The organism is Bacteroides sp. 41_26, from assembly GCF_949740115.1.
In the GTDB taxonomy this organism is placed as follows: Bacteria; Bacteroidota; Bacteroidia; order Bacteroidales; family Bacteroidaceae; genus Bacteroides; species Bacteroides nordii.
Map to the genome: position 1 here is coordinate 98,624 of NZ_CATJGZ010000059.1, position 22,004 is coordinate 120,627.

The window sequence follows — 22,004 nt, forward strand, 5'->3', positions numbered from 1 at the left end:
TCTCCGAAAGATAAGAATTATTCTTCAGAAAACAGGTAAATTTGCTCTTTTCCTTGCAAATCGACTACCTTGAGTGACTTTGCACGCGAACTACGTAGTTTCAACAAGGCACAAAAGTCATCTTCTACATTATATCCGTTGACCTCTTTCACAACGAATCCTCTTCGTACTCCTATCCGGTAGGCCTTTGAGTTTTCCCACACCAACCCGATTTTGATCCGACCTTCTTCGGGGATAAATGAAATACCGGAAACACCGGTATCAGGCAGCATTACTGACGAAATACCGTCATACGGTATGAAAAGATATTGCTTTCGGGGAAAATCAAGAATCATCTGCCCATAGTTAAGCAAACCGGTTCCGACACGCGAAGTAACCCCTGTATGTGTTTCTGTCATCACATTCCTGAAAGTGACCGGACCGATCTTCATCCAGTCAAACCTCAAACGATAACGCAAAGTATCCCGGCCAGCACCTGTTATGCCAATAGAAGAAGCTCCATAAGCACAGTCCGTCACACACCGTTCTATCTTTTTAGGCATACGATTCTTCAACAGAATAAATACCTCATCGCAAAGGTCATAAAGTTCCGGAGCTCCCGTATCAAAAAGTACTCCGGTCTCCTGCAATCTACGGAATAGCTTTATATCCAGAAGGGGACAGTTTGCTATCACCTTCATCCGTCTCCGTTTTCCTTTCTCTGCCTTAAAATGATTTTTCCTGTCTGTCAGGATCAGGCGTTGGTTTCCGGTATCTATCTTAACCGATAAATTCTGCAAAATCTCACTTCCTATCAGCCCGTCTACTCCTTCACAGTTGAAAAGACTATTCTCATTCATATCCCAAAGGGTAGCCGGATAATGATTGAAATGCAGGTTTCCTAAACGCAACTCCCTTACATCTGCCATGTTTACAGCAATACGTACGCCGTTGGCATCACGTGCACTATCTCCTCTATAAGTATCTTCGCCACTTAACAACTCTTTATTCAGAAGTAAAGAGGAAGCACCGGTATCAAAAAGAAATTTCCGCTCAGTGCCATTTACTGAAGCGGAAATTAAAATACGATTCTGAGAAAACTCAAAAGGGATGGTATCGGCAAAATTCTTTTCGCTGGTATAAGGAATTTTTCGCTCTTTGGGTGCATTGTAATATTCATATACTTTTCGGGATATCTCGGAAATAAGAGCTGCATTCGTTTTGTCATCTTCTCTGGAATCTGTCACAAACACTGCTATACTATATTGCCTCCCATCCGGCAAGCGGACAAATCCCATGTCATTATCTCCCGCTTTCAACCCCGATTCGTTTCTGCCGGAAGAGCCCGTCTTATGCCCAAATACAACCTCCTGGGGTAATCCGGCTTTTAACTTATCGTTTCCTGTAACAGTTCCTATCATTAACTTCTCTAAAAACTCTTTATAGCCGGAATGCCGAAACAATGTTTCTGTACGAAACTTCTCCATCACCTGAACGGCTGCAAGTGGTGTAGTCCAGTTGAGATACTGATATTCAAAAGCTTCATTCAGCTTCTCTTCATTTGCCTCAATCTTAAAATCTTCTATACCCAACGTGCGAACATATTCATCGACCACTCCCGTACCACCTATATAACGAAGCAAAATGTCACAGGCGTTATTATCACTCTCCGATATGCTGTACCGCAATAATTCTCCCACAGAGATATTAAACTCTCCCTCGGGGCGGGCATCTCTCAAAGGACTATAAGTATCGGGCAGCAGATCTGCTTTGCGAACATATATTTCTGTTTCCAAAGGCAACTGCCGTGTATCGAGAGATTTCATCACCGCCAATGCCTGATGAAACTTAAAAACACTCATCAAAGGGTAATGATGCTGATTGTTGTAAGTGAATGTCTCCCGCCCTTCAAACACAACAGCCACTCCTACCTTTGCCTGTTTTCCTTGCAACAAGATGTCAAGCTCTTTTGTCAAAGGATGTTGTGCTCTTACGTAAGGCAATATTAAAAGCAGACACACCATCAGCAAGCCCCGCACAAGAACAGTTCTTTTTGTATCCATTACTCCCTCCTGTTTATTTTCTGTTACTTCAATAAAAGCTCTCCCAAGTCTGCAATGTCCTCCACAATATAATCTGCTCCGGCTTTCGTCAGCTCCTCTCTGTCACCATATCCATAAAGTACACCGATTGAATCAATGCCTACTGCCTTTGCACCTATGATATCATGCTTCCGGTCACCAATCATCACCACACGGTTCAGATCCGTAATTCCGTTCTCATGCAACACATATTCTATCACCTCTGCTTTCGTATGTCGTGAACCATCCAGACCACTGCCACCAACAAAAGAAAAACAACCGTCCAAATGAAAATGTTCCAAAATAAGCCGGGCAAAAACATCCGGTTTGGAAGTTGCCATCATCAACTGATATCCTTGTTGACGGGCCTTTTCCAGAAGTTCGGCAATGCCGGGATACACCTCATTCTCATAAAGCCCTGTCTCCGAATACCGTTCCCGGTATTTTTTCACTGCCTCCTCTGCCTGTGCTTCCGTAAACTGATAGAACTCCATAAAAGAATCTTTCAGCGGAGGGCCGATAAAAGGACACAATTCCCGAAGGTCGTTCACAACAATACCGAAGTGATTGAGTGCATAGTCTACAGAGCGGGTAATGCCCTGCATAGGATCAGTAACGGTACCATCCAGATCGAAGAAGAGATACCGGTATTTAGCGGATAAATTATTATTCTGTTTCATCATCTTTTTGACGGACGAAGATAAGGCAAAAGAGTGGCAAAAACAAATGAAGAGCAAAACGTTATCCAAACCATCCGAAACCAGGTGATTGTGAATATCCAGATATTAAGAGTCGTAGTCAGGAAAAAGAAACGCCACACTACACCTGGGCAGAATAAATCTATCGGCATCAATCCTAACACAATCAGATTACTGTAATACAGTATTTTATCTATCCGGGAAGGCTGACGGCTATAATACCACAACATATATCCCAGGAGTGCTATTACGTAAGTGTGATACTCCGATGAGGTACCGAAAAGAATAACCCATCCCATTAATATACCAAGTGCCTGTACTCTAAATGCAAAATCCTTGTATTTAGACCGGTTTACTAAAACCAAAAAAGCCAATAGAACTATAGCAAAGATCTGAGCTATTGTAGTCCATGCAGGCGGTTGCGAAAAGAATGGCTTCAGATAGAAGAAGGTATGAAAAACACGAAGCGTTTTCTGATGTGCCAACCCGTTAAACCAATGTTCATAATATCCAGACAACTCCATAACAGGTATTTTTATCAATGGTACAAAAATATATAGGGCTGCAATTAATGCAACATACCCGAAGTTTTTCCACACTTTAGGATAAAACAACAACATTCCCAACTGAAAAATGCCATAGATCTTAGTAAATCCGGATAACAATATAATTAAAATAGCCGGCAGATACTTACCACGCTCCAGCAAAGAAAATGAAAAGAGAAAGAAATAAGCAACACTGACATTGTACTGAAATGACAGTAACGTCGTTGCTAAAATAGGCAATGTATACAGGAATATCTTGCATTTTGTCTCCTTGGTATATTTATCCGGTAATGTAAATATAGAAATAAAATAGAGCGTAAAATTCACTAAGTTCCACACAAAAGGCGCAAGCCATGAAGGCAGATAAGCAAACGGGCTAAAGAGTATGTTAAACAAAGGCCCATAAAGAAACACATCGTGTCCTTTTTCTTCCGCCCATGTTGCTCCGTATGGAATAATACCATTCCAGAAGTCTCTGGTGGCATCACTAAATATCATAAAGTTATACTGTCTGCCACGTGCTACTTCCGAAAACGTAAGGGCAGCCGTCAGAATAAAGCCAATTGTAAACCATAGATTAGTCTTTGCAAAAAGATTGCTACCAACTATTTGCTTCTTAAATATGTACATGATTATCTGTGTGTGTTTAAAAGTTGAAAATCAGATCAGTTTGTTTCTTCAATGTTTGTACTGTATTCATTTATATAATAGACAGGCCTTTTCTTCGTTTCAGAAAAGACAATACCTAAATATTCGCCTATAATCCCTAACGCGAGTAACTGAATTCCTCCTAAAAAAAGAATAACACTCATTAATGATGGATAACCTGATACAGGATCTCCCCAAATAGCAGCCCGTACAACAACAGTTATTAAATAGACGAATGCCGTGAAAGATACTATGACGCCAATTAACGATACAATACGCAAAGGAGTTTTGGAAAACGAAGTAAAACCTTTAATTGCCAGATTAGTCAATTTCCAATAATTCCATTTGGTACAACCTGCCGCTCTTGCATCCCGCTCATAATATATAGGTTTCTTTTTAAGGCCAATGTAAGAAAACAGCCCTTTCATATTCCGCTCATTTTCTTTCAATTGCCGCAGAGCATCAATAGCCCGTTTACTAAACATCCTATAATCACCTGTATCTTCTTGGATAGGAATATCCGACATCGTTTTTAATAATCTATAGTATAGCTTGGAAGTGGCTTTCTTTAAAAAGGATTCTCCTTTCCTATTAGAGCGCTTTGCATACACATCGTCATATCCCTGCTTTATTTCCTTAAACATTTCAAGAATCAATTCGGGAGGATCCTGTAAATCGGCATCAATGATGACCAATGCATCACCTCTTATATAGTCAATACCGGCAGCCATTGCAATCTCCTTTCCGAAATTACGTGATAAATCAACCAAAGACACCCGTTTGTCTTTCTTTTGAACCTCCTTCATCAAAAGCAGAGAGTTATCTTTACTGCCATCATTCACAAACAGTATTTCAGATTTACAGGGTAGCTTTGAAAGTACGCAACTCAGTCTCTCATAGAGTAATAAGAAACACTCTTCTTCGTTATAGACAGGTACCAGTACACTTAGCATATTTATATCCATGATGAGTTATTACATTTATTGTTCAGAAGTCTATTATCATAGTGTTTATTTTGACCGAAATATAGATAATATTTCCTAAACTACACAACCTTTTTATCATAAAAAAAATTAACTACCAAACAAATAATTCACTTTATAATAATCTCTTTAACATGTCAATAAAAACTCTGTATACAGAGTAACAAACCTATTTCTAATCACTTTCTAATCTCAGCTAAGTGTTTTATAATCACCTTTAGAGTGCCTTTCGAAGAGAGAGCCTTACTTTTGTCCGCAAATTAAAAGTAAGAATGAAAAGGCTGATTATTATTTTATTTTTCTCTTCTATCTACGGACTCCCGCATGCACAGGAATCTCCTTTGCAGTTATCACTGAAAGATGCAGAAAAGATGTTTCTGGAACGTAACCTGTCATTAATTGCCGAACGATATAATATCGACAAGACACAGGCACAGGTGACTCAGGCACGGTTATTTGACAATCCCGTAATCTCACTGGAACAGAATGTATACAACCGACTGAACGGCAAGTACTTTGATGTAGGAAAAGAAGGAGAAGCCACTGCCGAAATAGAACAGGTTATCAACCTTGCCGGACAACGTAATAAACGGGTACGGCTGGAAAAGGTAAACAAGGAAATAGCCGAACATCAATTTGAAGAAGTATTGCGTACCCTGCGAAGCGAACTGAACAAGACTTTTGTTGAAATATGTTTCTCCACCCGCTCTATCGGAATATACGACAAAGAGATCGAATCTCTCAGCCTGTTGATGAAAGCCTCCAGGGAACAGCAAAATAAAGGTAACATCTCTCTGCTGGAGAGTTCACGGTTGGAATCTTTACTCCTATCGCTCCGTAAAGAGAAGAATGAACAGGAAAACAACCTCGTAAACTTACGTGGTGAGCTAAACTTGTTACTAAGTCTCCCTGCCGGACAGGAGATAGATCTACTGCTGGATGATGATATTCTGAAACAAGTGGATACAGCTGCCGTTCCTTTTGCGGATATGGATAATATGCTTTCTGTCCGTCCTGATCTGAAAATGGCCCATAGCAGTGTTACGGCTGCCAAAGCGAACCTGAAGTTACAGCGTTCTATGGCAGCACCGGAGTTTTCAATCAAAGGTATGTATGACCGCGCCGGAAACTTCATCAACAACTACTTCGCCGTAGGGGTGAGCGTCTCCGTCCCTATCTTCAACCGTAACCAGGGAAACATTAAATCGGCTAAAATCGATATTATGCAAAACGGAAAGGAAGAAGAATATGCCATAGAAAAGGCACGCATGGAGTTATATGCTGCTTATAGCCGGCTACAAAAAGCAGTAGAGTTGTACCGGTCGTCCAATGACGAACTGGAGCACAACTTCGGACGCCTTATCGAAGGAGTAAATGAAAACTTCCGGAAACGGAACATCAGCATGCTTGAATTCATCGACTATTATCAAAGCTACAAAGAAACCTGCCTGCAACTGTATGAGCTCAAAAAAGATGTATTCCTCGCTATGGAGAACTTAAACACAATTGTCGGACAAACTGTATTTAACTATTAGAATCAATATGAACCGTATCTTACTACCCGTTTGCCTCTGCGTCATGATACTGAGTGCTTGTGGCGGACAGACAGAAACTCCCAAAGAAATGTCTCAGGAGCTCTTCCTTACAGACAGTTTACAACACGTAGTATCGGTAGATACTGTACACGCACATGAAGTGACCGACGAGCTGACTCTCAACGGCAGGGTTACCTTCAACCAGGAACAAGTGGCACGTGTATTTCCTATTTTCGGAGGTACAGTGACTGAGGTCTCTGCCGAAATCGGCGATCATGTAAGCAAAGGTGATGTACTTGCCATCATCCGGAGTGGCGAAGTAGCCGATTATGAGAAACAAAAGAAAGAAGCGGAACAACAACTTATCATTGCCCGCCGTAACTTGCAATCTGTACAGGATATGTTTACCTCCGGCATGGCATCAGAACGTGATGTACTGCAAGCCCGTCAGGAACTGAGCAATGCCGAAGCAGAAGAAAAGAGAATCACGGAGATCTTCTCCATCTATCATCTTGCCGGAAAATCGCTTTATCTGGTGAAAGCCCCCGTATCCGGTTTTATTGTAGAAAAGAATATCAATAAAGAGATGCAGATACGTTCGGACCAAAACGATGAGATGTTTACCATCTCCGGGTTGGAGAATGTATGGGTAATGGCAGACGTATATGAGAGCGACATCAGTAAGGTGCACGAAGGTGCTCCGGTACGCATCACTACTCTCGCCTACCCGGACAAAGAGTTCAGCGGAAAGATAGACAAAGTGTACAACATGCTCAACAACGAAAGCAAAACGATGAGTGTACGGGTAAAACTCACCAATGGAGATTATCTGCTGAAGCCGGGCATGTTTACCAATGTATGCGTGATAAGTAAGGCATCCGGTAAGAAACTGCCGCGCATAGACTCACACGCCCTTGTGTTTGAAAATGGAAAGAACTACGTAGTAGCAGCAGCAGACGCCAACGGCAAACTCACCATAAAGGAAGTTGAAGTCTACCGCCAACTGAGCAAAGAGTGCTATCTTTCATCGGGTGTACAAGAGGGAGACCGAATCCTGAATAAAAATGTATTGCTGGTTTACAACGCATTGAATGCAGATTAAAAGGAGGAACAAACGATGCATAAGTTTATTGACAACATTGTAGCCTTCTCACTGAAGAACAAGTTTTTTATCTTTTTCTGCACCACGATAGCCGTCATTGCCGGCGTTGTATCTTTTAAACATACCCCGATTGATGCCTTCCCGGATGTAACGAATACCAAAGTGACCATCATCACCCAATGGCCGGGACGCAGTGCCGAAGAAGTGGAAAAGTTCATCACTATCCCCATTGAGATAGCGATGAATCCGGTGCAGAAGAAAACAGATATACGCTCCACTACCCTCTTTGGACTGTCGGTTATCAACGTGATGTTCGAAGATCAGGTAGACGACTTCACCGCGCGCCAGCAAGTGTACAATTTATTGAATGATGCTGACCTGCCGGATGGGATAACACCGGAAGTACAACCCCTCTACGGCCCTACGGGAGAGATATTCCGCTATACTTTGCGCAGTGATAAGCGAAGCGTACGGGAACTGAAAACCATCCAGGACTGGGTGATTGAACGTAACCTCCGTTCGGTATCGGGCGTGGCGGATATCGTTAGTTTTGGCGGAGAGGTAAAGACGTTTGAAGTAAGCGTCAACCCTCACCAGCTTATTAATTACGGTATCACCGCGCTTGAGCTTTACAACGCCATTGCCAACAGTAACATCAATGTGGGTGGCGACGTGATCACCAAAAGTTCACAGGCATACGTAGTACGCGGCATCGGACTCATCAACGACCTGGAAGAGTTACGGAACATCGTAGTGAAGAATATCAACGGCACTCCTGTGTTAGTACGCCATCTGGCAGATGTACACGAATCCTCCCTACCCCGCCTGGGACAAGTAGGAAGAATGGATGAAGACGATGTAGTACAAGGTATCGTCGTAATGCGTAAGGGAGAAAACCCAGGAGAAGTGATTGATGCTCTAAAGACCAAAATAGAAGATATCAACAAGAATGTATTGCCCAAGGATGTACAGATTGTGCCTTTCTATGACCGCGAAAACCTTGTAAACCTCGCCGTACGAACGGTGACACATAACCTGATTGAAGGAATCCTGCTTGTGACCTTCATTGTACTGATATTCATGGCAGACTGGCGGACTACAGTGGTAGTGGCGGTAGTCATCCCGCTGGCACTGCTCTTTGCCTTTATCTGCCTGCGTGCCATGGGGATGTCGGCCAATCTCTTATCGATGGGAGCTATCGACTTCGGTATTATTATAGACGGTGCCGTGGTAATGGTGGAAGGGGTATTTGTGGCGCTCGATAAGAAAGCACGGGAAGTAGGAATGCCGGCTTTCAACCGTATGTCGAAAATGGGACTGATCCGCCATACAGCCAAAGACAAGGCAAAGGCTGTCTTTTTCTCCAAACTGATTATTATCACAGCCCTTATTCCTATCTTCTCTTTCCAGAAAGTAGAAGGCAAGATGTTCTCACCTCTCGCCTATACCCTCGGTTTTGCCTTGTTGGGTGCATTATTATTCACGCTTACACTGGTTCCGGTGATGTCGTCTATGTTATTAAAGAAGAATGTACGTGAAAAGAACAACTTCTTTGTCCGCTTCATCAACGAGAAAGCGAGCGCCCTGTTCAATAAATGCTATGCGCACCGCAAACTATCCATCGGGTTGGCAAGTATCGTGGCTGTTGTCGGATTGTGGATGTTTACTCTGTTAGGTACTGAATTCCTGCCACAGTTGAACGAAGGTTCTATCTACATCCGTGCTACCCTGCCACAAAGTATCTCGCTGAACGAATCGGTGAAACTCGCCAATCAGATGAGGCGCAAGCTCGCTGCTTATCCTGAGGTAAGGCAAGTGCTTTCGCAGACCGGACGCCCCAACGACGGTACGGATGCAACGGGGTTCTACAATATTGAATTTCATGTAGATATCTATCCGGAAAAGGAGTGGGAAAGCAAACGAAGCAAACTGCAACTGATAGATAAAATGCAGGATGACCTCTCACTCTATCCCGGTATCGACTTCAACTTTTCCCAACCTATCACGGACAATGTGGAAGAAGCCGCTTCGGGTGTCAAAGGGTCTATCGCCGTAAAAGTATTCGGCAAAGACTTGTACAACTCTGAGAAGATAGCAGTAGAAATAGACAAAATACTCGCTACCGTGCAAGGTATCGAAGACTTGGGTGTCATCCGTAACATCGGACAGCCGGAACTGCGCATTGAATTGAATGAGCAGAGCCTGGCACGCTACGGTGTAGCCAAAGAAGATGTACAATCCATCATCGAAATGGCCATTGGCGGCAAGTCGGCTTCATTGCTTTACGAAGACGAACGCAAATTTAACATCATGGTGCGGTACAAACCGGAATACCGCCAAAATGAAGAAGAAATAGGCAAGATACTGGTACCCACCATGAACGGTACCATGATACCCATCAAAGAACTGGCAGAGATAAAGACCATTACCGGCCCTCTGCTGATATTCCGTGATAACCACACCCGCTTCTGTGCCGTGAAATTCTCCGTACGCGGACGGGATATGGGAACTGCCGTAGCCGAAGCACAGAAGAAAGTGAATGCCTCCATACATCTGCCCGAAGGCTATACACTGAAATGGACAGGAGACTTTGAGAACCAGCAAAGGGCTACGAAACGCCTCTCACAGGTAGTTCCGGTAAGCATTGCCATCATCTTTATCATCCTGTTTGTGTTGTTCTCCAACGCCCGGGATGCCGGACTGGTGCTGCTGAATGTACCTTTCGCTGCCGTTGGTGGCATTATAGCATTGCTCATCACGCACTTTAACTTCTCCATTTCGGCGGGTATCGGGTTTATCGCCTTGTTCGGCATTTGCATTCAGAATGGTGTCATCATGATTTCGGATATCAAACATAACATACAGGCACGACTCCCCCTGCCCGAAGCGATCCAGACAAGTATGCGTTCCCGCATCCGTCCGGTAGTGATGACAGCAGCTATGGCAGCCATTGGCCTGATGCCGGCAGCTATGAGCCATGGTATCGGGTCGGAATCACAACGCCCGTTGGCTATTGTCATCATCGGCGGACTGATAGGAGCAACTTTCTTCGCCCTATTCATTTTCCCGCTGATTGTGGAAGTGGTATACGAAAAGATGCTGTATGACAAGGAGGGAAACCTGAATCAGAGGAAGTTATGAGCAGATTCACCACAAAAGGTATGGAAAGGAACGTACCCCGTAGACAAACCTACCGGAGGTCGTAGAGGAGGGATGTTTTACATGTACATGTAAAGCAGCATGACATGTACATGTGGAGCAGTACGACATGCACATGTCGTACTGTATTAGATGTACATGTAAAATAATCCACCCCACCGACAAACGGAAGGTACCTCAGTGACAAACCCTACGTTCCATACGGAACCTCACATCACAAGGTTCAAAAGAAAAAACGCCGTACCCCCTGTGTCCTCTGTTGTGAATCTCGTATATTTGCAAAATACTAAAACAACTCGTTCATGGCAAAGATATTATTGGTAGAAGATGAGATAAACATTGCCTCGTTCATCGAACGCGGATTACGGGAATTCGGGCACACAGTCACCGTAGCCCATGACGGCACTTCCGGCTGGGAACTGTTGCAGAATGAAGCATTCGACTTGCTGATACTGGACATTATCATGCCCGGAACAAACGGATTGGATCTATGCAGGCAATATCGCCAGAGAGAAGGGTATCAGACCCCCGTCGTCATGCTCACGGCATTAGGTACTACCGAAGATATCGTAAAGGGACTCGATGCCGGAGCAGATGATTATCTGGTAAAACCTTTCAGTTTTCAGGAGTTGGAAGCCCGTATCAAAGCATTGCTCCGCCGGGGTAAAGAGAACCCGGCATTACAACTCACCTGCAACGATCTTGTATTGGACTGTAATACCCGTCGTGCCCAGCGGGGAGAGTTCACCATTGACCTCACCGTAAAGGAATACCGCCTTTTAGAGTACTTTATGACACACCAGGGCACCGTTCTCTCGCGCCTTACGCTGTTGAAAGATGTGTGGGACAAGAACTTCGATACCAACACCAATGTGGTAGATGTCTACGTAAACTATCTGCGAAATAAGATAGATAAAGATTTCGAGACGAAACTCATTCATACGGTTGTGGGAATGGGGTACATCATGGGAATACAATAACAAAAAAGATGTAGGGAGGTACAAAAGATGAAAATAGGATCCAGGATAGCACTGTTTTATACCATCATCACCGTAGGAGCCATCACTGCGGTGGTTATGGTATTCTACTTTTTCACCTCCCGGTATATCAATCATCTCTACGACTCTTACCTGATAGAGAAAGCCTATCTGACTGCTCAGAAACATTGGGAAAAAGATGAGGTAGACGAATACAGTTACCGCGAAATTCAGCAGAAGTACAACGAGCTACTGCCACAGGCACAGGAAATATTGCTAAACATAGACAGTGTACCGATGGCTGTAAACGATTCTCTGAACAAATACCTCGACAGCAACCAGCAGGCACGCCTGTTCAAAGATCTCCCGGTCTCCTTCGTTTATGGCAAGCTGAGAGGCGCTGCACTCCACTACCCCGACAATGAAGGCGACTTTATTGTTTTGGTAATGGCAAACAATACCTATGGATACGAGATTCAAAAGCATATCCTTCTGCTCGCCGTATTCCTCCTGCTGATAAGCTGCGGCCTCATCTATCTCCTCGGAAGAATTTATGCCAACCGTATTCTGCGTCCTTTGCAGCACATCCTCAAAGAGCTGAAACGCATTCGCGGAAACAATCTGAATGTACGGATGAAAACCTTCGATAACAAAGACGAACTGGACGAACTTATCAGAACCTTGAATGAAATGCTGGACAGGATAGATACTGCGTTCCGGGCAGAAAAGTCATTCATCAGTAATGCCTCGCATGAACTGAATAACCCGCTCACCGCCATTCAGGGAGAATGTGAAATCAGCCTGCTCAAAGAGCGCTCTGCTACGGAATACATAGACTCGCTGCAACGCATCTCCACAGAAAGCAAACGCATCACCCAACTGATAAAACACCTGCTTTTCCTCTCCCGCCAGGATGAAGATATATTGCAAAACGCCAGGGAAAAGATAGACCTCATTGTGCTCCTGCGCGACTTGTGCCTGCAATATCCACAGGTGACATTCAACACGAATGAGACAGCTGGAAACGTCCATATCACAGCCAACTTCTATCTGCTGCGCATCGCACTGCAAAACATAATAGATAATGCCCGAAAATACTCAAAAGCACAGGTAGACGTCAGTTTAAATATCCGTGAAGGTTGCCCGGTCATAGAGGTAAAAGACTATGGAATTGGCATTCCGGAGGAAGAAATACACCACATATTCCACTCCTTTTATCGGGCAAGTAATACACGCGAATATACAGGTCAAGGAATCGGACTGAGCCTATCTATGAAGATACTATCAGTATATGGTGGTAAAATAATAATAGATTCAGAAGTAAACAGCTACACAAAAGTAACAATAACCTTTCCGGACATATTAAAATAAAATTAAAATCCGGAAATCCGACCTACCACTCCATAGGCTTCTTGTATTACCTCTTGCGGGTAACCGCAAATATCAAGAATGCGTATGGCATTACGTTCTGTCACCGGGCCGGACTTCAGTTTGTAATCAAAAGACAGTATCCCGTCTTCTACACTTTCGCAGAAGTGATACAAGTCATATTCAGCTTTCAACAGAGATGCAAGTTCAATATCATGGGTAGATATAAACACAAGGTTTCTTTGCACCACCAATGCCGAAAGTACTGCTTTGGCTATGGCAATCCGCTCAATTGTATTCGTTCCTTTAAACAATTCATCCAGTAAAAACAGATGGTTTCCTTCCCGGCTCAGATCAATCATCTCCTTAACGGTCTGTACCTCCTGCAGGAAGAAGCTTTTTCCTTCCATTAAACTATCTTCCATATGGATAGCAGAAGCTAACTTCAAATCCGGAAAAGAACAGAAACGATGCGCAAAACAAGTATGCAACGCTCCTGCAGAAAGTAGATTCACTCCTATTGAACGGATAAAACTTGTCTTTCCCGACATATTGGAACCGGTAATCAATACAGACTTGCCATAAAGGATAATGGTATTGGATACACAATTTTCTATCAATGGGTGGTAGATATCCTCTACCTGAAATGAAATCTCTTCAGAACAAGACTCAGGTAATGAGTAGTAGGGCAATTTACTCCGAAACTCAGAAACAGAACATAAAACATCTATCAGCCCGAAAAAGCGGAATACCTGTTCTAACTTCTGCTGTTTACCCTGTAAAAGAAAAAAAGCACGGGATGCAGAGATCGCCTCGGTCAGAAAAAACATGTTAAACAACTCAGTGAATAAATAAACCATAAAAGCCAAATCGCTTTCAAGGCGGATGCTCAGACGGAAAGAAGCTAAACGTTTCCTCAAAGGCATTAAGTCGGCCAACACTTCCGTTATCTCCTTATTAATTGAGAGGCAGAGCGGTCGTTTCGTTAATTTTTCTGACTGCTTCAACAAGTTCAATAACTGTGGCACAGAAAACAAATATGCCTGCATCTCTGTCTTTTTACGATAGTGTAACACAAGGTTTACAAGCAGCCCTGCCAACATTAACCAGAGAAACCCGGCAGAAGAAGTAATATACAACAATCCCAAAGAAAGTGCCGGTATGAATTGCAAAACTCTCAGTAATAAGTAGAAAGAGCGTGAACTGACCGGATGAGTAGCCGAGAACAACGAGACAATCGAGCAGGCATCCACATGATTCAGTTTTTTCAACTCATTTTGGATATCACGGCGCAAAACAGTATCAGCAGAAAGAGAATCAAGCATCTTCTCCTGACCCGCCACTTCCGATGAGCGATTATAGTGCAATATATCATACAGATATTGCCTACCTACGCAAGAGGAAGTATGGTCGGAAAACAGGAAAAAATCATCCAGATTCAAATCCTCCCAGGTCCGTTCGGACAGTAAACCATTCGCATCCGTCGTGGCTCTATACTCATGATAAAGCGCAATGTCTGATAGTGTTTCTCTCATCCTACAAATATATAAAAAGGAAGGCATCCAAAGAATATCTTTGGATGCCTTTTTACTATGCGTACATAGCGTTTCCGCTTTTCGTCAGATTAATATCTGTCACGACCGCCACCGTAGCCACCGCCACGATTACCGCCACCGTAACCACCGCCACGATTGCCACCGCCATTAAAGCTGCGACGCGGAGCAGATTCTGTCTTAGGACGAGCTACAGATACAGCAAGCTTTCTGCCATCTATTTCTGCTTCGTTCAATGCTGCAATAGCCTTATCACCGGCTTCTTCATCTGCCATCTCTACGAAACCATAACCTTTAGAACGGCCAGTCTCTCTGTCAGAAATAACTCTTGCTGAGGCTACTTCTCCATACTCTGCAAACAACTCTGTTAAATCGGAATCGCTAATGTTATAGCTCAATCCTGCAATAAAAATGTTCATCGAAAAAAATAATTAATTCTTAAATAATAAAATGATTTTGTTAGAGAAGTCTTGTTAAGGAGATAAATAACTCTGCAATAATATTGAGAAGGAACCGTATCTTACTTATCAGAAATCTTTAAAACGTGGTAAATATAGACATTAAGTGGGGATTTAGAAAAAAAAAAGGCAATTTCTTTAGAAATAAATGCAAAAAAGGTGGGAATGCATTACAAACAGACCTCAAAAACAGAAAATAAAACTAGTCAGATACATCCATTCCCATTTTCTGAAAACAGTATTGTACTGATAATAAACACCTGTTTTCAACTGAAATTTATTATTAAACTGGTAAGTAACTCCTCCTCCGGCTCCCATTGTGTAAAGACTGCGCGGCGTGCGATACCTATCGGATATATAGTTGGTAGAAAGGTAAAGCGAGAACTTTTTAGTCAGTTTATAACCGGCTTCAGCTTCTGACCGGATACTGTATGCAGAATAAGTTTCTACCGGTAAAGAACCCGACGAAAAATAATCTCCGCGAAAAGTCAATCGCCGGGAAGGTTTCCAAAGAGACAAACTCCTAAGATAATTTGTTTGTGGGAAATGTACCGGAGTCATACCAGGAAGAGAAGGACGCGGCCAATGGGGTACAAAGGGTTTATCGGAACGAAGAATCTCAAAGTCCGACAACTTAGCAGCAGGCAGAGGAGATTTGAAAGTCCCCGGTTTACGCTCGCCGGGGACTGAAATCAAATCATCCAGATGAAGCCCTTCGAACGGGACTTCCTGCGCCACGAGAGTAACAGAACAGAATAGACATAGAATAGTATAGATGCAAATTTCCCTCATGCGGCGTCTGGTTTTGTCTATTAGACGCTCGCATGAGGGAAATGCTGCAAACAAATTAATTAAAAATTGATAATTGATTAAGACTGTGTAGTTATGAGTGTATTTCACTACAGAGTAACACGGAGTTCCACAGAGTAGTATTTATCTGATGAAACGCAGATTAACACAAATGAACGCAGATTAAAAGACTGTAGTTCTTCATCATACATTTGTTTCCCTTTGCGAAAATCTGCGATCATCTGCGTTTCAATAAAGATTTAAACTCTGTGGAACTCCGTGTTACTCTGTGGTGAGTAATATATAAGATTACAACGACTTCTGATTCTTCTTTCTGCGGCTGCGCCGTCTCTGTAATTTATTACGCTGATAACGTTGTATACGCTTGTATATCATCCATCCACTCATTACCCCCACCACTACAAAGATAAAAATAGTAATGCCCACTCCCAGATTGTCCCCTTTGATACGGGACCATATCTCGAGTACATCTTTGGTCTTATCACCAAAATCACGAATCATCGCACAACGTTCTACTACACTACGATCCGGATACTGAATACGGTTGATCTGAATACTATCTGCACCGGGACCAAAGAAATAACTCAAGTCGGAATAATAAGGCAACGCTGTATCTATTTTCTCTTCCATAATCTCGGGAGAGGCAATAGAACTTACGTATCCACAGGCATCCATATTCCGAATAGCAATATCAGGACGACACATGAAATTAATAAAATAACTGGCAGCTTTCGGATTGCGTGCATACTTTGGAATCACCCAACCATCATACCAGATATTGCTGCCTTCCTTAGGCACTACATAATCAAGGTCCACGCCCACCGCTTCAGCCTCTTCAATGGCCCACATGGCATCACCACTCCAGGTCATATTGATCCAGGCTTTGTTTTTTGTCATCATCTCTTTTCCGAAATCAGCCTCCCAGCCGGCAATATTAGGTTTCATCGCTTTGAGATATTTCTCTACTATAGCCATCGCTTCAGGAGAATAATCGTTCATCAGTTGTTCAACCGTTACTTTTCCTTCTTCCAGCTCTTTGGCATGAGAATAGATAATAGCCGTCCCGTATGCATCACGATAAGCATCTTTCATCAGGATTTTACCGGCATATTTCTTATCCCAAAGACACCCCCAGGTATCTACTTCCTGCTCGGTAACAAAAGCCTTGTTATAAAGAATCCCTGCTGTACCCCACATGTAACAAACTGCATACTGATTGGCGGGACGTCCCGGCTGGCTAAGTTTGGCTATCTGCTCACGGATGTATGAAGAAACATTGTTCATATAATCGGGCGAATGAGCAAAAGCAGTATCAATGGGCAGCAACAAATCTTTCTTCAACATACGTTCAATAATATACTCCGAAGGACAAACGACATCAAAATCCTCATGCCCTTTTTCAATCTTGGTAAGCATAATTTCATTGATATCAAATGTCTGATAAACAATGCGGATATCTTCACCTGTCTGCTCTTTATAATAAGCCTGAAAATCTTCCAGTACACCCTCTCCGATATAATCAGCCCAATTGTATATCTTCAATACCTTCCCACGCGGCTCACCTGTGTTGTAGCAACCGGTAAGGAGAAGTCCTGATAAAATAAATATAGATAGAATTTTCTTCATAAACAGTTCATTATATTATCCCATATCATCGTTCAATTATCGCTTGCCGTTACTCCCCGCACGGGAAGTGCCAGCTCTATGATTGATGACAATCAGCAGTGCGAGAACTACCACAAAGATGATCGTAGAAAGCGGACGGAGTTCCGGCGTCAGTCCTCCCTTACGGGCATCAGCATAAATATAAGTAGAGAGCGTCTCGAGCCCTTCATTACCAATAGTGAACACCGTTACTGCAAAATCATCAATCGAGAGTGTCAGTGCAAGCATGAAACCACTAATCATTCCCGGACGAATCTCCGGAATAATCACTTTACGTAGTGCCTGCATCGGGGTAGCTCCCAAATCAAGAGCCGCTTCGTAGAGGTTCGGATTCATCTGTTTGAGACGCGGCAACACACTAAGCACCACATAGGGAGTACAAAATGTAATATGCGCCAGTACCACAGTTGTATATCCCTGTGAAATACCCAGCGAAACAAACAACAGAAACAGAGAAATACCAGTGATAATATCTCCATTCAGAATAGGAATACTATTCACAAAGCCGATGGTTTTACGGGCACGGGTCTTTAAATTAAAAATACCAATAGCTGTAATACTCCCCAACAAGGTAGAAGCTGTAGCTGCTATCAAAGCGATAGTAATCGTATTCATCAGCGCATTCATCAACGAATGATGCGTCCCGGTTGTAAACAGAGAAGAGTAGAGTTTTGTTGAAAACCCGGTCCAGTTTCCTAAAACTTTGGCTTCGGTAAACGAATAAATCACAATAATCACAATTGGCGAATAAAGCAGCAAAAGCAATATCCACAAATAGGTCTGAGCGAAAATCTTCTTTACCATAGCCCACCTCCTTCGTTAGAATTATCTTTATCATCTGTACTGAACAGTGAGGTGGCAGCAATCAGCAGCAACATAATAAGCGACAATGCTGCACCATAGTTCCACATACTATTGTTGATATTCTCCTGAATAGTAGTACCAAAAAGTTTAATATTGTTCATCGTCAATAGTTCGGCAATGGCAAAGGTAGAAATAGTAGGCATAAACACCATCATAATACCACTCATTACTCCCGGCATAGACAGGGGCAGAACAGCTTTGAGAAACACCTGAACCGGATTGGCTCCCAGATCCTGTGCTGCTTCAATATAACTATGATCCATCTTCTGCAACGTATTGTAAATAGGATAAATCATGAAAGGAATAAAGTTGTACACCATACCAAAAATCAATGCTCCCTCTCCCAGTGGCATACTGAAAAAATCGAATAAAGCAACAGTAGCAAGTGTACGCACCAGGATATTAACCCACATGGGAAGGATAAACAGCACTACCAAAGTTTTGGAACGGTTCAACTTGGCATTACTCAGAATCCAGGCTGCCGGATACCCCAAAAGGATACAAATAAGTGTTGTTATAATAGCTATTCCGATAGAATATACAAAAGTGTTGATTGCCTCATGGTGAGTAAAGAACTTCTCAAAGTTCTCCAGTGTAAGATGCCCGCTGTCATCGGTAAATGCATAGACCACAATAAGAAGCAACGGAATAACAACAAATATCGCCGAAAAGATAATGTAAGGGAGGGTCCAACTCTTACGTGATGAAAAAAATATTGATAACTTATTCACCTCTTTACTTTTAATTTCTAATTATTAATTATCCGGATTCCGTCTGGAGGGATAGTAATACCTACACGATCGCCATCGTCCCATACGTCATTCGTATCTACAAAAACATTCTCGTCCCAATCCGACCACACAGTCAGATGATAGTGATCTCCTTTGTAAAGTATAAATTTCACATCTCCCGTCAGCATACCATCCTCTTCATTATCCTGCAAAATGATTTTGTCGAAATCTACTTCTACACGGACATCTGTACCGGCAGCAATATCGGAAACAGGAGCACACTCAAAGTTACATCCAAGGAATTCTACATGCGTATCATCAATCAACTTACCTTCAAAAGTATTGCAGACACGCTCTTTTCTCATAATATGAATATCGAACGGCTTCACCAATAGTCCTACTTCAGCACCGACTTCAAAATGATGATAATCCTGCACCAGAAATTCATATCCATTGCAAAGCACCGTCATTTCATAATGTACTCCTTTGAATACGGAAGACTGCACGACTCCCACCAGCTGTGCCATGTCAGACACAGGAAAGATGTATAAATCTTCCGGACGAATCACCACATCCACCGGCACATTCTCACCAAAACCTTCGTCCACACATTCGAACTCGGTTCCGCAAAAACGAACCTGCTTATCTTTCACCATCGTTCCGTTCAAGATGTTACTTTCACCTATAAAGTCGGCAACAAATGAATTGATCGGTTCATTATATATATCAATCGGTGTACCAATCTGCTGAATTCTTCCTTCACTCATCACCACAATAGTGTCACTCAGTGTCAAGGCCTCTTCCTGGTCATGTGTCACATACACAAATGTGATGCCCAGCCTCTTGTGCATCTCCTTCAACTCCATCTGCATGTCCTTGCGCATCTTGAGGTCAAGTGCAGCCAATGGTTCGTCAAGCAACAATACTTCCGGCTCATTGACAATGGCACGGGCAATAGCTACGCGTTGTTGCTGTCCACCCGAAAGCGAATCGACATCACGATATTCATAATCCGTCATGCCCACCATCTTCAAAGCAGCTTTCACTTTCTTTTCGATGACCTGCTTCGGTGTCTTTTTCAGCTTCAAGCCGAAAGCAATATTATCATACACATTCAGATGTGGGAAAAGAGCGTACTTTTGAAACACGGTATTCACCGGACGCTTATGGGGCGGTGTCTGTGTTATTTCCTTACCCGATATCTTTATTTCACCCTCCGTAGCCGTCTGAAAACCAGCAATAAGGCGCAATAATGTGGTTTTACCACAACCCGAAGGTCCGAGAATCGTCACGAATTCTCCCTTCTTTACGTTTAAGGTCACATTATCCAAAGCGGTCTTTTCGCCAAAGAACTTCGATACGGCATTAACCTCGATAATGGATTTGTTTTCTTGCATATTCATACTCAATTTGGGATGCAAAGGTACACATTTCTACGATTTCCTCCTACGTGTTAATCTAATATAACAGAGTTTTCCCACGATAAGAGTGAAAAATAATCTATCTTTGCATAAATATTTATTCACTAATCTCACAAAAGTATGAAAAAGTTAACTTATTTGTTCGTTGCTGCCGCCGCTTTAGGTATGGTAGCATGTAACGGCAACAAACCCGGCTACGTTATCACCGGTACAGTAGAAGGAGCGGCAGACGGTGACACTGTATTTTTACAGGAAGTAGTAGGCAGACAGCTTAGCAAACTGGATACTGCAATTATCACAAAAGGAACTTTCACCTTTGAAGGTGTGCAGGACTCTGCTGTCAACCGTTACATTACATCCGGTAAGGGTAACGACGCTTTACTTATAGACTTCTTCCTTGAAAATGGTAAGATCAATATAGCACTGACCAGAGATAATGATTCGGCAACCGGTACAGCCAATAATAATGCATATCAGGAAATCCGTAACAAAATCAATGCGTTGAATCAGAAAGCAACTCCTCTTTATGAATCAATGAGAAGTGCCGATATAACCGATGAACAGAAAGAAGCCAATATGAAGGAACTTGAAAAACTCGAAGAAGAGTTGGGACAGGTCTACAAAGAAGGCATCGAGAAGAATATCACAAACCCTGTCGGTATTCATCTGTTCAAAACCAACTATTACAATATGACAACTGCGGAAAATGATGCTTTGTTGCAACAAATTCCAGCCCAATTTCAGAATGACGAAACAATCGTAAAGATCAAGGAAATGACTGAGAAGCAGAAGAAGACCGCTGTAGGACAAAAATTCATTGATTTCGAAATGTTGACTCCTGACGGCAAACCCGTTAAATTGTCTGACTATGTAGGCAAAGGTAAAGTTGTTCTTATTGATTTCTGGGCAAGCTGGTGCGGTCCTTGCCGTCGTGAAATGCCTAATCTCGTAGATGCTTATGCTAAATATAAAGGCAAAAACTTTGAGATTGTAGGTGTATCACTTGACCAAAGCGCTGATGCATGGAAAGAATCTATCAAGAATCTGAAAATCACATGGCCACAGATGTCCGATCTGAAATATTGGGGTAGTGAAGGTGCACAATTGTATGCTGTAAACAGTATTCCTCATACCATTCTGATTGACAGTGAAGGTACAATCATCGCACGTGGACTCCACGGCGAAGGACTCCAAAGCAAACTGGCTGAAGTACTGAAATAAAAAAAGATCGTGAGGGTCGTCAATAAAGTAAATTAACCATCATTAAAACGCAGATTAACGCTAATTAACGCAAAGATTAAATTAAATCCGCGGTCATTTGTGTTAATCTGCGTTTCTAAAGTTACATATTGATAGCTTTCTCAGACTTTTGACACAACTTCATATACAAACAATTAGCCCTTGCAATATTTTACTATTGCAAGGGC

The 22,004-nt window shown here is 42.7% G+C and carries 17 protein-coding genes; 6 read left to right on the top strand and 11 right to left on the bottom strand.

Annotated elements, in window-relative coordinates; all coding sequences use genetic code 11:
• Window positions 1-17: 17 nt before the first annotated feature.
• From bla to QX565_RS06640, 4 genes are read right to left on the bottom strand one after another with little or no spacing between them, the layout of a single operon-like run.
• The gene (gene bla / locus QX565_RS06625; RefSeq protein WP_289292026.1) at window positions 18-2,042 is read right to left on the bottom strand and encodes a class A beta-lactamase, subclass A2; all 2,025 of its coding nucleotides are present in this window, start codon (window positions 2,040-2,042) and stop codon (window positions 18-20) included.
• 23 nt (window positions 2,043-2,065) lie between these two features.
• A complete protein-coding gene (locus QX565_RS06630; RefSeq protein ID WP_025867744.1) occupies window positions 2,066-2,740 on the bottom strand; it encodes an HAD family hydrolase in 675 nt (224 codons plus the stop codon).
• Complete coding sequence (locus tag QX565_RS06635; RefSeq protein ID WP_221649903.1) at window positions 2,740-3,933, bottom strand: glycosyltransferase family 87 protein; 1,194 nt, start codon at window positions 3,931-3,933, stop codon at window positions 2,740-2,742. The genes QX565_RS06630 and QX565_RS06635 overlap by 1 nt, the downstream gene beginning before the upstream one ends.
• A gap of 35 nt (window positions 3,934-3,968) precedes the next feature.
• A complete protein-coding gene (locus QX565_RS06640; RefSeq protein ID WP_289292028.1) occupies window positions 3,969-4,916 on the bottom strand; it encodes a glycosyltransferase family 2 protein in 948 nt (315 codons plus the stop codon).
• A 290-nt stretch (window positions 4,917-5,206) separates the two neighbouring features.
• Here QX565_RS06640 and QX565_RS06645 point away from each other — a divergent pair, with 290 nt between their 5' ends.
• The 5 genes from QX565_RS06645 to QX565_RS06665 all read left to right on the top strand — a co-directional run bounded on the left by QX565_RS06645 (window position 5,207) and on the right by QX565_RS06665 (window position 13,078).
• On the top strand, window positions 5,207-6,469 hold the full coding sequence (locus tag QX565_RS06645; protein WP_289292030.1) for a TolC family protein: 1,263 nt from the start codon (window positions 5,207-5,209) through the stop codon (window positions 6,467-6,469).
• A 43-nt stretch (window positions 6,470-6,512) separates the two neighbouring features.
• Window positions 6,513-7,571, top strand: a complete 1,059-nt coding sequence (locus tag QX565_RS06650) for an efflux RND transporter periplasmic adaptor subunit (protein ID WP_289292059.1) — start codon at window positions 6,513-6,515, stop codon at window positions 7,569-7,571.
• 15 nt (window positions 7,572-7,586) lie between these two features.
• Window positions 7,587-10,712, top strand: a complete 3,126-nt coding sequence (locus QX565_RS06655) for an efflux RND transporter permease subunit (protein ID WP_289292032.1) — start codon at window positions 7,587-7,589, stop codon at window positions 10,710-10,712.
• A gap of 320 nt (window positions 10,713-11,032) precedes the next feature.
• Window positions 11,033-11,710: a response regulator transcription factor gene (locus QX565_RS06660; RefSeq protein ID WP_221649898.1), complete on the top strand. Its 678-nt coding sequence runs from the start codon at window positions 11,033-11,035 to the stop codon at window positions 11,708-11,710.
• 27 nt (window positions 11,711-11,737) lie between these two features.
• A complete protein-coding gene (locus QX565_RS06665) occupies window positions 11,738-13,078 on the top strand; it encodes a sensor histidine kinase (protein WP_289292035.1) in 1,341 nt (446 codons plus the stop codon).
• Between the two features lie 2 nt (window positions 13,079-13,080).
• On the opposite strand, the gene QX565_RS06670 is transcribed toward QX565_RS06665, so the two are convergent.
• The 7 genes from QX565_RS06670 to QX565_RS06700 all read right to left on the bottom strand — a co-directional run bounded on the left by QX565_RS06670 (window position 13,081) and on the right by QX565_RS06700 (window position 20,559).
• Window positions 13,081-14,610, bottom strand: coding sequence for a MutS-related protein (locus QX565_RS06670; RefSeq protein ID WP_289292037.1), 1,530 nt, complete (start codon window positions 14,608-14,610; stop codon window positions 13,081-13,083).
• Window positions 14,611-14,699: 89 nt separating this feature from the next.
• Window positions 14,700-15,047, bottom strand: a complete 348-nt coding sequence (rbp, locus tag QX565_RS06675; protein WP_221649895.1) for an RNA-binding regulator — start codon at window positions 15,045-15,047, stop codon at window positions 14,700-14,702.
• 222 nt (window positions 15,048-15,269) lie between these two features.
• A complete protein-coding gene (locus QX565_RS06680) occupies window positions 15,270-15,878 on the bottom strand; it encodes a DUF481 domain-containing protein (RefSeq protein WP_289292040.1) in 609 nt (202 codons plus the stop codon).
• A 306-nt stretch (window positions 15,879-16,184) separates the two neighbouring features.
• Complete coding sequence (locus tag QX565_RS06685) at window positions 16,185-17,522, bottom strand: ABC transporter substrate-binding protein (protein ID WP_221649893.1); 1,338 nt, start codon at window positions 17,520-17,522, stop codon at window positions 16,185-16,187.
• A gap of 36 nt (window positions 17,523-17,558) precedes the next feature.
• Window positions 17,559-18,365 carry an ABC transporter permease gene (locus QX565_RS06690; RefSeq protein WP_221649892.1) on the bottom strand — a complete coding sequence of 269 codons (807 nt, stop codon included), beginning with the start codon at window positions 18,363-18,365 and terminating at the stop codon, window positions 17,559-17,561.
• Window positions 18,359-19,156 carry an ABC transporter permease gene (locus QX565_RS06695; RefSeq protein WP_002562673.1) on the bottom strand — a complete coding sequence of 266 codons (798 nt, stop codon included), beginning with the start codon at window positions 19,154-19,156 and terminating at the stop codon, window positions 18,359-18,361. The genes QX565_RS06690 and QX565_RS06695 overlap by 7 nt, the downstream gene beginning before the upstream one ends.
• Window positions 19,157-19,173: 17 nt before the next feature.
• Window positions 19,174-20,559 carry an ABC transporter ATP-binding protein gene (locus tag QX565_RS06700; protein WP_221649891.1) on the bottom strand — a complete coding sequence of 462 codons (1,386 nt, stop codon included), beginning with the start codon at window positions 20,557-20,559 and terminating at the stop codon, window positions 19,174-19,176.
• Between the two features lie 138 nt (window positions 20,560-20,697).
• On the opposite strand from QX565_RS06700, the gene QX565_RS06705 reads away from it, so the two are divergent.
• Window positions 20,698-21,798 carry a TlpA disulfide reductase family protein gene (locus tag QX565_RS06705; protein WP_289292046.1) on the top strand — a complete coding sequence of 367 codons (1,101 nt, stop codon included), beginning with the start codon at window positions 20,698-20,700 and terminating at the stop codon, window positions 21,796-21,798.
• Window positions 21,799-22,004: the final 206 nt, after the last annotated feature.

Coding starts and splice junctions, on each gene's coding strand:
- bla (WP_289292026.1), bottom strand. CDS start 2,042: ATGGATACAAAAAGAACTGTTCTTGTGCGGGGCTTGCTGATGGTGTGT.
- QX565_RS06630 (WP_025867744.1), bottom strand. CDS start 2,740: ATGAAACAGAATAATAATTTATCCGCTAAATACCGGTATCTCTTCTTC.
- QX565_RS06635 (WP_221649903.1), bottom strand. CDS start 3,933: ATGTACATATTTAAGAAGCAAATAGTTGGTAGCAATCTTTTTGCAAAG.
- QX565_RS06640 (WP_289292028.1), bottom strand. CDS start 4,916: ATGGATATAAATATGCTAAGTGTACTGGTACCTGTCTATAACGAAGAA.
- QX565_RS06645 (WP_289292030.1), top strand. CDS start 5,207: ATGAAAAGGCTGATTATTATTTTATTTTTCTCTTCTATCTACGGACTC.
- QX565_RS06650 (WP_289292059.1), top strand. CDS start 6,513: ATGATACTGAGTGCTTGTGGCGGACAGACAGAAACTCCCAAAGAAATG.
- QX565_RS06655 (WP_289292032.1), top strand. CDS start 7,587: ATGCATAAGTTTATTGACAACATTGTAGCCTTCTCACTGAAGAACAAG.
- QX565_RS06660 (WP_221649898.1), top strand. CDS start 11,033: ATGGCAAAGATATTATTGGTAGAAGATGAGATAAACATTGCCTCGTTC.
- QX565_RS06665 (WP_289292035.1), top strand. CDS start 11,738: ATGAAAATAGGATCCAGGATAGCACTGTTTTATACCATCATCACCGTA.
- QX565_RS06670 (WP_289292037.1), bottom strand. CDS start 14,610: ATGAGAGAAACACTATCAGACATTGCGCTTTATCATGAGTATAGAGCC.
- rbp (WP_221649895.1), bottom strand. CDS start 15,047: ATGAACATTTTTATTGCAGGATTGAGCTATAACATTAGCGATTCCGAT.
- QX565_RS06680 (WP_289292040.1), bottom strand. CDS start 15,878: ATGAGGGAAATTTGCATCTATACTATTCTATGTCTATTCTGTTCTGTT.
- QX565_RS06685 (WP_221649893.1), bottom strand. CDS start 17,522: ATGAAGAAAATTCTATCTATATTTATTTTATCAGGACTTCTCCTTACC.
- QX565_RS06690 (WP_221649892.1), bottom strand. CDS start 18,365: ATGGTAAAGAAGATTTTCGCTCAGACCTATTTGTGGATATTGCTTTTG.
- QX565_RS06700 (WP_221649891.1), bottom strand. CDS start 20,559: ATGAATATGCAAGAAAACAAATCCATTATCGAGGTTAATGCCGTATCG.
- QX565_RS06705 (WP_289292046.1), top strand. CDS start 20,698: ATGAAAAAGTTAACTTATTTGTTCGTTGCTGCCGCCGCTTTAGGTATG.